A 13,770-nucleotide genomic window follows, 5' to 3' on the forward strand; every position below is an offset into this window, starting at 1 on the left:
GATAACTAATCTGAATACCCGATTGTGTCGATATTTGTGAATTCTTTGTCGTTAAATCAAATAAACAACTCTCACCATCATTGTTCTCATCACAAACTACATAGTTGCTTGGTGTGGTGATGATTGGTAGACTTGGTTGAGGATTTACTACAATGTTAGCCGATGATGGTGATGTACAACCAAATGCATTGGTAACTATAAAAGTATAAGTGTTAGCATTAGCAGTTACCAATCCTGTTGCTGAAATACTTAAAACTCCTGGATTAAAGGTATAGGTGTTTGAAGAGTTGTATCCTGTGATTTGAAAACTTCCTGTGGCTGATATACATGTTGGTTGCGTTATCGCACCAACTGTTGGTGCACTTGGCGTACTTGGTTGAGTATTTACTACAATATTGGCCGAAGATGGTGAGGTACAACCAGATGCATTGGTAACTGTAAAAGTATAATTATTCGCATTGGCCGTTACTAATCCTGTTGCTGAAATACTTACAACTCCTGGGTTAAAGGTATAAGTGTTTGTTGCATTGAATCCTGTAATTTGAAAACTTCCTGTGGCTGTCGTACATGTTGGCTGTGTAACCGAACCAACTGTTGGCGCACTTGGCGTACTTGGTTGAGTATTTACTACAATGTTAGCCGATGATGATGAGGTACAACCAGATGCATTGGTAACTGTAAAAGTATAAGTATTCGCATTAGCAGTTACCAATCCTGTTGCTGAAATACTTACAACTCCTGGGTTAAAGGTATAAGTGTTTGAAGCATTGAATCCTGTGATTTGAAAACTTCCTGAGGCTGTTGTACATGTTGGCTGTGTAACCGAACCAATTGTAGGTGCGCTTGGCGGACTTGGCTGAGCATTTACTAAAATATTGGACGAAGATGGTGAGGTACAACCAGATGCATTGGTAACTGTAAAAGTATAAGTATTCGCATTAGCAGTTACCAATCCTGTTGATGAAATACTTACAACTCCTGGGTTAAAGGTATAGGTGTTTGCAGCATTGAATCCAGTAATTTGAAAACTTCCTGTGGCTGTAGTACACGTTGGTTGCGTAATCGCACCAACTGTTGGCGCACTTGGCGTACTTGGTTGAGTATTTACTACAATGTTAGCCGATGATGGTGAAGTACAACCAGATGCATTGGTAACTGTAAAAGTATAAGTGTTTGCATTAGCAGTTACCAATCCTGTTGCTGAAATACTTAAAACTCCTGGATTGAAAGTATAGGTGTTTGCAGCATTGAATGCAGTAATTTGAAAACTTCCTGTGGCTGTAGTACACGTTGGTTGCGTTATCGCACCAACTGTTGGCGCACTTGGCGTACTTGGTTGAGCATTTACTACAATGTTAGCCGATGATGGTGAAGTACAACCAGATGCATTGGTAACTGTAAAAGTATAAGTATTCGTATTGGCCGTTACTAATCCTGTTGCAGAAATACTTAAAACTCCTGGATTAAAGGTATAAGTGTTTGCAGCATTGTATCCTGTGATTTGAAAACTTCCTGTGGCTGTTGTACATGTTGGCTGTGTTACCAAACCAACTGTTGGCGCACTTGGTGTACTTGGTTGAGCATTTACTACAATGTTAGCCGATGATGGTGAAGTACAACCAGATGCATTGGTAACTGTAAAAGTATAAGTATTCGCATTGGCCGTTACTAATCCTGTTGCAGAAATACTTAAAACTCCTGGATTAAAGGTATAAGTGTTTGCAGCATTGTAACCTGTGATTTGAAAACTTCCTGTGGCTGTTGTACATGTTGGCTGTGTTACCAAACCAACTGTTGGCGCACTTGGTGTACTTGGTTGAGCATTTACTACAATGTTAGCCGATGATGGTGAAGTACAACCAGATACATTGGTAACTGTAAAAGTATAAGTATTCGCATTAGCAGTTACCAATCCTGTTGCTGAAATACTTACAACTCCTGGGTTAAATGTATAAGTATTTGCAGCATTATATCCTGTGATTTGAAAACTTCCTGTGGCTGTAGTACATGTTGGTTGTGTTATCGAACCAACTGTTGGCGCACTTGGTGTTGAACATCCGTAATAGTTGGTACATAGTGAAGTTAGAAAACATGTAGCACTCAAAACTACCGTCTCTACAACAACATATTGTGTGTTCGGAGTTAATCCATACCATTCAGGATTAAAACCAGAGGCAACACCATTTGCATTTGTAACAGATGGTGAAATAGTAGTCGCAATATTACAAGAGGTAGCAAGAGGTCTAATAAAAGCAGAACGCACAATACATCCAGGAGTACTAGTAGCCTGTTGAGCTATTCCAAGAAAACCAGAGGAATCTGATGTTACCAAATAATAATTCGTAAGTGTGGTATTTGTAGCTTGTGGTGTCCATGTATTACAAGAACCTGCAGAAAAATTCAAATTGGCATAACTTGACACTCCGACTATCGGACAAGTTGGAGTTGCACAAGCACCACAGGCATTGTTAACCAATGTAGCACAGGAAAAAGTAGAAGCAGTAAAACATGTTGCAACTCCACCTGTTGGAGTAACTGTAATTGTTACATTATCTCCAGAATTTAAAGAGTTAACAGTGTAGGTAAATACATTACCTATTGCGCCAACATTTACGGGTGTTGCAGTATTTACTTGATATGAAACAGTATATCCTGTAGCGCCAGTTGCTGCAGTCCAATTAAAAATAACTGATGTAGTCGTTGAAGTTCCACAGCTTATTACACTACTTGAAGAAGCCGTAACATTAACAACAATTGGCACTCTTACACTTTCACAACCACCAATTGTTTGACTAACATAATATGTTGTTGTTCCAACTGAAGTAGTTAAAGGAGTTGGTGCAGTTGAACTAGGAGTACCACCAGTTGCATTAGTTCCATACCAATTAAGAGTAGCTAAAGGTAAAGCAGTCGCTGTTAGAGCAGAAGCTACGGCATTTTGGCAATAATTAACTGGCGTTGTAACAGTTGGCGGTGCTGGTAATGCTTGAGTTATACAAGTACCTCCGTTACAATTAGCATTAGAGCCTAAAGTTAAATGATTGATTGATGGAAGGCCTGTGTTTACCCAATTACCGCCATCAGGATTTCTTTGTGGAGATTGCCCTTGAATAAATTGGCTTCTATTTAACCATCTAATAATTCCAGGATTTGATTGAAATATTTCTCTTGCTGAAGGTAATGTAGGATCTACATTTGTATAAGATAGAGGTGCTGTTGGTCTACCTGTAAAATATTGATTACCAGAAGCATTAGTAATGAATGATTGATCATTTGTGCCTGTCCAATAAACAGCATCTTGCGGAACTCCATTATTATTATACAATGCAAGCCAACCTTCAAAGTTTGGCAAAACCCAATAATTTGGTCTTGAAGGAGGTGAGCCATTTATAAAAGAATATGGGAATGCTATATTTTGATATCTATTCCATGGATTATTGGCGCCTGTAGCGGGAGGTGTAGTTAAAGGAGTGAAATTTTCGGTTTTAAAATCAATACTGTTAGGATCTCCGCTACTATTTCTAGTGCCTAATACTAAATGACTATTCGGTTGAATAATTGTCCCATTGGGAAAACTGAAGGAACCTCCGCTACGGTTTCCTATAAGAGGCTGAACATTATTCGCTAATATCCAACCTGAAATATCAATAGGTTGACAACTATTATTAAAAATTTCAATATATTCAGCACCATAGTACCATCCTGTTTGATCATTTGTACCTAACATCCCCTGAGGCCCTCCAGGATTTACCATTACTTCATTAATAACTACTTGAGCTTTTAATGGAATTGTAAATAAAAAAAGAAAAAAAAATAGATAATATTTTTTTGCTAGAATTAATGAATGCATATACAGTTTAATTTGAAATTTATTTAATAAATCAAATATATTTTTTTTTGAAAAATACCATAAAAATTAAATACAATAAAATGTTTCAGGTAATAAATGTAAGGAAATGTAATTTTTAATTAATTGAATTTCATTGCTTTAAAAAAAAATAAAGAAGAACAAAATAATCCTAGTAATTACTAATTTTATTCAGAAATATTAAAATAAAAACCTTCAAAATGTTCTAATAAATATTTATCCGCGTTTTTCTTATTATATAATTGTTGTGCAGTTTTTACATCAGAAGGTACAAAACAAATAAAATACTTTTTAAATAATTCTTTTACTGACAATTTTGATTTTAGGAAAATCATATCGTTTATTGTAATATTTTGCCCATTTATCTTTAATTCAAAATGCCCACTTTCATTGAAAAACAACAACTCTTGGGTAAGTTTAAAATCACTTTCTTTATTCCAATAATCTACCATTCTAAATTTTGCAATTGCCATATCTTGATGAGTTAGCATAACATTTTGCTTCTTAGCATAAGAAAATAGCATCCAATATAATAAAGGCTGCAATAATTTAGAATTTTCATTTGTTTCGGTATACTCTTTTTGAAACTCATCTATAAATGTTAAAGTCAAATAAAATAGTTTCTTATCTTGATTATAGCCTATTTCAACTTTTAAGACCTCAGAAATCTCTTGAGAATTTGTATTCTTATCTTTTATAATATTATTTTCCAAAGAAGACTTATTAGTTAATGAAAAATACAAAACAGAATAGTAAGTAGCAATAAGAAAAACAAACTGCGATAAACAAATTATAAAAAAAGCTAAAAAATAAGGATAAAAAAGACTTAGTGCTCCTGGAAGCATTTTGGATAAAGGCAATAATATTTGCGTTAATGAAAACATTGATATCACTATCGTAATATAGGTTAACATCCATTTCCCAAAACCTAACTCCTTATAGGAATGGCTAAGCACATAACCTATTGACGCTATACAAACTATGGAAAATATTGAATCTAATCCAACTATAATCAGCCTCGACAGAAAATTAAAACTATCACCAATTTTGTCAGTTATTGTAAAAAAACAAATTACAAGTGAAAAAACAATAAAAACATTTATGACCCACTTTTCTTTTTTAACAAAATATAGAGTAAACCTATTTTTCTTTTTAATCGGAAAAAATGCCAAACTCAAAAAAAGAAAAAGATTATTCATAGAAGATAATATCCTGTCATTTATTATATAGGATAGTGTAAACTCTTTTAAATCAAAAATTTTATATAAGGCAACAACCGACCATGAAAAAATAGCAAAAATTACAAACAACAATCCTTGATTTATGTGTTTAAATTGTATATTTTGTTTACTTTTTTTCGAATGAGAATACCATAAAAGATATAAATAAGAAGCTATTGAAAAAGTGATTCCAAATAAACCAAGTAAATAAAACTGTTTAAATGTCATAAATGTTTATTATTATCTTTAAAAAACAAATATAGTTTTATTTTTTTTACTTAACAATCAAAAATTCTGAACGTCTGTTTTGTATATTTTGCTCTTCAGTACATGCATTACCACAATTAACTATTGGCTCTAATTCTCCCATTCCTTTTCCAGATATTCTGCTAGCATCTATGCCTTTCGAAATAATATATTGAACCGTAGATTTTGCTCTTCTATCTGATAATGACAAATTGTATTCATTACTACCTCTGTTATCGGTATGAGATTTAGCCATAATGACCATTTTTTCATTATTTTTCATAACTTGAATCAACTTATCTAACTCAAAGGCGCCTTCTTGAGTGATGTTACTCTTATCAAATTCAAAATAAATTGGTTTTAAAATAATCTCAGTTTCTGTTACAATAACATCTATTGGTTGCAACGGAGCGTCCGTTTTGGACGTTGGCCCTTTACTTTTACTTACTGTAAAGATATTACCTTCAAAACCATCTTTTGAAGCTTGTATCAAATAAACTTTATCACACTCTACTTTATAATTCACCTCGCCTTTTGCATTAGACACTTCAGTTGCAATTACATTTTTTTTCTCATCTAAAATAGAAACTCTAGCATTAGTAAGAATTTCACTAGTTTTTGCATTAGTAACCACGATATTGACATCAACGCTACAAACCTGATTTACTATATAGACATCATCATTTCCATTTCTATTACTTGACAAGAAACCAACTTTTTCACTTTCGTTAAATGTGAAAGCAAAATCATCTTTCTCTGTATTTAAAGGTTTTCCTAGATTTGTAGCTTCTCCATTTGTCAAATCAATTTGGTAAACATCTAATCCTCCCAAGCCTTGTCTTCCGCTTGATGCAAAAAACAAAGTTTTATTATCATCTGCAATAAAAGGAAAACTCTCATTACCTTCAGTATTTACTTTGTTACCTAAGTTTTGGGGCTCACCAAAAGAACCATCTGCATTCACAGCTACCCTCCAAATATCAACTCCACCAATACTTCCTGGTCTGTTGGAAGAAAAGTATAATGTTTTGCCATCTCTACTTAGACTTGGATTACTAGTAGAATAGGTTTTGTCATTAAATGATAATGGCGTAATTTCTCCCCATACACCAGCATTTTTAACCGTTTTGAATAAATATATTTGACTTAATTTAGTGTTAGCATTTTTGTCTTTTTCAGATATTTTTTCTTTAAAACTTTCACTTGCAAAATACATAGTATTTCCGTCAGTACTTATTGTCACTGGACCATCATGCCATTTTGAATTCAATTCAGAAACAGTTGTAGGATTGATGATAGTTCCATCTTTGTTAAAATCTGCTTTGTAAATATCTAAAAAAGGTTCATCGGTCCAACCATAGTTTTTACGCGCACCATTTCTAGCACTAACAAAATACAAAATGTTATCATAAAGTACTGCGCCAAAATCTGATTTATCACTGCTAATATCCGATGATTTCACATCGTATATTTTTGATTTTTCAAGTAATCTTGGAATATAATTAGGGTTTTCTTTGAAAGCTTTAGCACGATTATCATTTGGTGAAAGTGAAGCAAATTTTTGCATTTGTTTGTTCGCTTCTTCATATTTATTACTAGCTTTCAACATTTGAGCATAACGAAAATATGTCTCAGCATCTTGATTGGTCTCTATTGCTTTGGCATACCATTTAACCGCTTCAGTTGAATTAAACATGTTGTAATAAGTATCAGCTAATTGTTTGTAAACATAAACATCTGCTTTTCCGTTTTCAACTAACTTTAGATATTCTTTGGCAGCATCAAAATATTCAAATCTATTGAATAATTTATCAGCTGCTTTGGTTGCTGCATTTTGTGCAGATACATTAAAACTAATGGCTACAAAAGTAATGGCTATATATAGATTTTTCATTTTTTTGGTATCTTATAAGGTTAGAAATATCTTGGTGAACGTGATACTTTTTTAGAGAAATTCAAATCAAATAAAATCATAAACTCATGAGAAGCTGGTGCTACTGCCCTTAAATCAGATACAATGTTATCATAGGCATATCCGATTCTTAAACTTGGTGTAATAGCAAAATTCACCATAGCTCCAAAAGAGTCTTCCAATCTATAAGTTGCTCCAAATTCTAACTTATCATAAAACATAAAGTTAGTTGAAACATCAAAAGATGTTGGCGCGTTTACTGATGATTTTATCATAGCAAAAGGTTTGAATTTTAAATTCGGATTCAAATCAAACACATATCCTCCAGTTAAGAAATAATGAATAACTTCGGTACCATATTGTCTTCCGTTAAAATCTAAATACTTTGATTTTAAAATATTTGGAACAGAAAAGGCAACGTAATATTTATTGGTATAATAAAAAACTCCAGAACCAATATTTAAAAAAGTACTACTTGGGTTTGCAGCATAAAACGGATCATTTATAGTAGGATTAGGCAGTGTTGGATAAATTCTTGCAAAATCGATTTTATGCAACGTAGTTCCAGCTTTTAAACCGAAAGCTAATTTATGTTCACCACCTAAACTTAAAGTATATGAGAAATCTCCATAAATATTATTTTCTTGAACAGGACCAACCTTATCTGAAATTACAGAAAGCCCCAGACCAACATTTCTACCAACAGGACTATGGATAAAGAAGGTGCCTGTTGTTGGCACTCCTTCTATTCCAACCCATTGAGATCTATACAGCAATCCTCCTGACAAACCTTCTTTTGAACCAGCATATGCCGGATTTACGACACTCATATTATACATGTATTGCGTGTAATTTGGATCTTGCTGCGCTTTTAACTCGTTTATTACTAAAGTCAATATAGCAATGAAATATAGTTTCTTCATTTTGTGTTTGTTTGATTTTGAATACAAATTATACAAAGGGTTATTGTGCTCTATTGATATAAATCCAACCCGTTATAGTTTCTCCATTATTTCTGTCTATTACATAATAATAAGTCCCATCTGGAAGTTCGTCTCCATTATCAGACTTTCCACCCCATTCGTTTGTATAATTACTTTTTGAATATACTTTCATACCATATCTATTGAAAATTTGTAAATATTTAACTCCTAGATTTGACAATTCAAAAACATCATTAAATCCATCATCATTAACAGAAATTCCTTTTTGAATTGAACAAAAATCATTTACAACAACAAATTGAGCATTATTATTACAATTATCTGAGTTAGTTGCTACTGCAGTATAAGTACCTTCATTTGTTATCACAATTGAATTCCCTTGACCAATCATTACATTATTATAAAACCATTCAATTGAGTTAATATTTTGATTTTGTTGAACAATATTCAAAACATAATTTTCGCCATCACATCCACCAGATATTGTAAACTGAGGAATTGGATTAATTGTAACCGTTAAAGTTGCATTTAGAGAACATTGTCCACTGTTTGGTGTGAAAGTATAAACTGTCTGTCCAAGTATTGCATAATCTATTGTAGATGGATTCCAAGTTCCGGAAATGGAATTATTTGATAATGTTGGCAGCAATACTTGTGCTGAAACATTTCCTTGACAAGCTGTTAAACTTGTTCCAAAACTGAATATTGGTATTGTTTGTGGAGTTACGGTAACTGTAAAAGTTGTGGTTGTTGCACATTGTCCAGCATCTGGTGTAAAAGTGTAAGTTCCATTATTTGTATTGCTTACTGCACTAGGTGACCATGTTCCTGTTACAGAGTTTGACGATGTATTTGGTAAAGTTGGAACTATTCCACCTGAACAAATCGTTGATGAAGTTCCAAAACCAAATGTTGGTGTTGTTTGTGGAGTTATAGTAACTGTAAAAGTTGTGGTTGTTGCACATTGTCCAGCATCTGGTGTAAAAGTGTAAGTTCCATTATTTGTATTGCTTACTGCACTAGGTGACCATGTTCCAGTTACAGAGTTTGACGATGTATTTGGTAAAGTTGGAACTATTCCACCTGAACAAATCGTTGATGAAGTTCCAAAACCAAATGTTGGTGTTGTTTGTGGAGTTATCGTAACTGCAAAAGTTGTGGTTGTTGCACATTGTCCAGCATCAGGTGTAAAAGTGTAAGTTCCATTATTTGTATTACTTACTGAACTAGGTGACCATGTTCCTGTGACTGAGTTTCCTGATGTATTTGGCAATGTTGGAACTATTCCACCTGAACAAATCGTTGATGAAGTTCCAAAACTAAATGTTGGATTTGTTTGCGGTGTTATTGTAACTGTAAAAGTTGTGGTTGTTGCACATTGTCCAGCATCTGGTGTAAAAGTATATATCGTTTGTCCAAGTAATGAATTATCTATTGTAGATGGATTCCATGAACCAGAAATAGAATTATTCGATAAAGTAGGCAACAATACTTGTACTGAAACTCCTTGACATGATGTTAAACTGGTTCCAAAACCAAATGTTGGAGTTGTTTGTGGAGTTATTGTAACTGTAAAAGTTGTGGTAGTTGCACATTGTCCAGCATCTGGTGTAAAAGTATAAGTTCCGTTATTTGTATTACTTACTGAACTAGGCGACCATGTTCCTGTTACAGAGTTTGACGATGTATTTGGCAATGTTGGAACTATTCCACCTGAACAAATCGTTGATGAAATTCCAAAACCAAATGTTGGTGTTGTTTGTAGAGTTATCGTAACTGTAAAAGTTGTGGTTGTTGCACATTGTCCAGCATTTGGTGTAAAAGTGTAAGTTCCGTTATTTGTGTTACTTACTAAACTTGGTGACCATGTTCCTGTGATTGAGTTTCCTGATGTATTTGGCAATGTTGGCACAACTCCACCTGAACAAATACTTAAAGACGTTCCAAAACTGAATGTTGGTGTTGCATTTGAAATATTATCTATCACCGTGACACAAAATTGCTGCGTACAATTAGTATCCAAATCGGTTACGACAACACAATAATTTCCTGCACATAAATTGATAGCTGTTGCCGAAGTTTGAGCTTGAGGATCGTTCCATAAATAACTATAATTCCCAGAACCTTGTGTAACACTAACTGTTGCACTTCCGTTGCATGTAGAAGTAGGTGGTGTATCACAAATTCCATTATTACAATTTATCAAATTAATACTTCCTGGAATATCTCTTTGCCAAGCTCCACCATCAGGTATTCTACTAAATTTATTTCCTGTTGAACTTATTCCTTGTAATGTAGTTTGTCCAACATAATTAATTAACGTTGGATTCAATTGATATATAGATTTAGCTGACAATAAAGATAATCCATTAGTATTACATAATCCAAGTGAAGAAGGAATGCAGGGCGCATCATCTAAATCATCATCTGTTGTTATTTTTGAGCTTTCATTCGCACCAACTGTCCAATAGATGGCATCTACTGGAGTTCCGTTACCATCGTTGAGAGCAACCCAACCGTCACCATTGGCTAATACAAATTGATTGATAATACAATAGTTAGACGTCAAAGTGGTATTGTAATCAATATTTGCAAGATTTGAAGAAGCAGTAGAAGTTCCAATTACATAATGCGCTTTTGGAGCAAGAATAGTACCTGAAGGAATTAGTATTGTTCCTCCTCTTGAAAGTGTACTTCCAGGATTTGAATTTGGTCTTGCTGCTGTTGCAATGGTATAACAAGATAAATCTACTGGAGAACATGTTGGATTGTAAAGCTCAATGTATTCTGTACCATTAGCAACTAATCCTTGAGCCGTTAATGGAAAATGCATTACTTCATTTATAACTACTTTTGTCCCTGTTGGCGTACAACCTGACGAACTTGCATTACAAATCGTATTTGGATTTGAATTTATTCCTCCTGTAATTTCTGGATTAACAACAACTGTAATATTTGTAGTAGTTGCGCATTGTCCAGCATCAGGAGTAAAAGTATAGGTTGTGGTTGTTGTATTGTTTATAGCTGGCGTCCAATTCCCTGTAATTCCATTATTTGAAGTAGAAGGTAAAACAGTTGCAGGAATAGTTTCACCAAAGCAAAATGGGTTTGGAGTGCTAAAAACCGGAGTAATTATTGGATTTTGTAATGAGATACTTGAAGGTAAGGTCGTATTACAACTATTAATTACAAAACTAAAATTAGAATAGTTACCAATACCTAAATTTGGAATGATAATTTGTCCACTAGCATTAGAAGTTAAGTTATTTGGTCCAATCGGTGATGAATTAAAATTATAGCTTAGTGCATATACTTCATTTGCTGTTAAACCTGAAATTGTAATACTTCCATTAGTACCATTACAAGTTGTTGGATTAGAACTGCTTATTGTTGGCTCTGCAATTATGCTAAAATTAGCTTTGTAATTAGTACCTCCGTTATTCAAAATAATAGTATCATCACATTGAGAGGTAGAATTAAAATCTCCAGTTACATCATAGTATACTTCAAGTATATAATCTCCAGGCGGAACGTTGGTTAAATTTATTGGAGCATCACATCCAGGTTGGGATACACATTGCCATTTTTGCTGTCCTAGAGCACAAGGACCACCTCCAATAATAAACTCACTTGTACCAGTATTGCAATCACTAAAAAAAGATAAATTTCTTGAAGTAAATGCACCTCCAGTTCCTGAATTTAAATAATAACGATAATACATTTTAGCTCCACATACATTGGTGGTTCCATTTTTGTACGTTTTTACTTCTGAACCTCTCAAAATTAAAGTGGAAGAGTTTTGAACATGCACTCCAAAATCTTTTATAAAAGTATTACCTGGCTCTTGATTAATTAAATCAACTCCAGCTCCAGTAGTATTGTAAAATTTACCATTTCCTACATCTGTACAATCATCCATCCATATTGCAGTGGCATATGCCTCAAAATCACAATTATTAACAGTTATGCTTAGCGTAGTTGTTGATGCACATTGACCCGCATCTGGCGTAAAGGTATAAGTTGTAGTTGTTGTGTTGTTTAAAGCAGGACTCCAAGTTCCTTGAATTCCATTATTTGATGTTGTTGGAAGTGGATTTAAAGTCGAACCAACACAAACAGGACTTGGAGTGTTAAAAGTAGGAACTACAGAAGAATTTACAACCACATCTATTGATTTGGTGTCTGTACAACCATTATTGTCTGTAATAGCAACTACATAAGTACCAGATGCCAAAGATGTGACATTGTTCAATGTTGGATTTTGACTACTACTAGTAAAACCATTAGGCCCTGTCCAAGACCAACTTGTGCCATCGTTACATGTTAAATTCAATGTTCCGTTGGCACAGACTGGGGAGTTACTACCTAATGTAGCATTAAGTACACAATTAGAACAATCTAATGAAGCACCAACTGTTTCAATATAAAAAGGAGAAACTGATGCTCCTGAGCCATCAACTATGAAATAATAAAAATTTCCAATTGTTAATCCACTTAAATTAAGTTGATTATTCTTTGTAGAGCCATTTGTATATTGAGGTGTAGAATAGGTATCATTGCTACTTAATGCAGGACAACCTCCATTTAGAATAGTATTATCAGTTGGTGTACAAGGATTGTTATCAGCACCTGCATTTATTGCTAAAATCTGTAAATTACCTGTAATACCAGATATGGTTATTCCCACAGAGGACTGTGCAGCTCTAAATTTAAACCAAGCAGAATTGTTTTGGGCAGTATTCCAACTACAAGAAGCAGTGTTTGGATTGTACATATCTCCTGGTTGATTAGTAAAACCATTATTAGATGCAACTATAATTTCAGCTGAACCTAAACAATAAGGAGTAGAACAATTATCATAACTATTAAGTGTAGTATAATCTTGAACAGTGAATGGTGACTTGAATACTAAATCTACTCTGTTAAATCGACCACCAGTTGCTGCTGATGTTTCTGTTATGGTTACTGTCCAAATACCGTTAGGATCAATTCCATTGAATCCTGTGAAATTATCTTGGGAACGATAGTAACCAATACTAAATGGTTCAGCGGTTCCACCATGTTCAGAAAGTCTTCTTAAATAAGTATTGTATCTAAACTTCGTATTAATTTGTTTAACAAAAGAATTTGGTAAACCACCTGACGAAACCAAATCTATACTAGTAGTTCCTTTAGTTAAAGTTATTCTGTAGGTATTGTAATTTCTTGTATTACCATCATCGCCCATATGAAGGTTTACTTGTACTAACTCAAAAATATTTGCATTTAAGTTTGGAAGACCGGAAACCGTTATGGTTTTTGTTAATGAACCATTCCAAGAACCTGCGGCACTGACAGTAGAATTTGAAAAAACTTGAGAAAAACTACAATAATAACTTATCAAAAGAATTAATGTAAAATAAATATTTTTTTTCATACTTAACCTATTTTATTTAAAAGATTGGCTAAAATACTAAAGAATATTCATTACAATTCATTACAAAATAAGATTAAATATTATTATCACACATATTTTCAAATGATTTTATTTATTCCTTTTTGATAAGATATTGATTACCTATCTACTATATCTATCTATAT

The 13,770-nt window shown here is 33.5% G+C and carries 5 protein-coding genes; all 5 read right to left on the reverse strand.

From position 1 onward, the window contains the following. Positions 1-3,850, reverse strand: a 3,850-nt coding sequence (locus ABD766_RS14395; protein ID WP_344817345.1) for a lamin tail domain-containing protein, incomplete at its 3' end; no start/stop codon positions are given. Positions 3,851-4,035: 185 nt separating this feature from the next. Then, positions 4,036-4,581, reverse strand: a complete 546-nt coding sequence (locus tag ABD766_RS14400) for a hypothetical protein (protein ID WP_344817346.1) — start codon at positions 4,579-4,581, stop codon at positions 4,036-4,038. Positions 4,582-5,362: 781 nt separating this feature from the next. Then, entirely contained in the window at positions 5,363-7,228 is a 1,866-nt protein-coding gene (locus ABD766_RS14405; RefSeq protein ID WP_344817347.1) for an OmpA family protein, read from the reverse strand. Between the two features lie 20 nt (positions 7,229-7,248). Continuing rightward, positions 7,249-8,169 (reverse strand): PorP/SprF family type IX secretion system membrane protein, encoded by a 921-nt coding sequence (locus ABD766_RS14410; protein WP_344817348.1) that lies wholly within the window; start codon positions 8,167-8,169, stop codon positions 7,249-7,251. Between the two features lie 40 nt (positions 8,170-8,209). Further along, the gene (locus ABD766_RS14415; RefSeq protein WP_344817349.1) at positions 8,210-13,606 is read right to left on the reverse strand and encodes a T9SS type B sorting domain-containing protein; all 5,397 of its coding nucleotides are present in this window, start codon (positions 13,604-13,606) and stop codon (positions 8,210-8,212) included. Between the last annotated feature and the right edge of the window lie 164 nt (positions 13,607-13,770).

It is taken from the genome of Flavobacterium cheonanense (assembly GCF_039539185.1).
GTDB lineage: Bacteria > Bacteroidota > Bacteroidia > Flavobacteriales > Flavobacteriaceae > Flavobacterium > Flavobacterium cheonanense.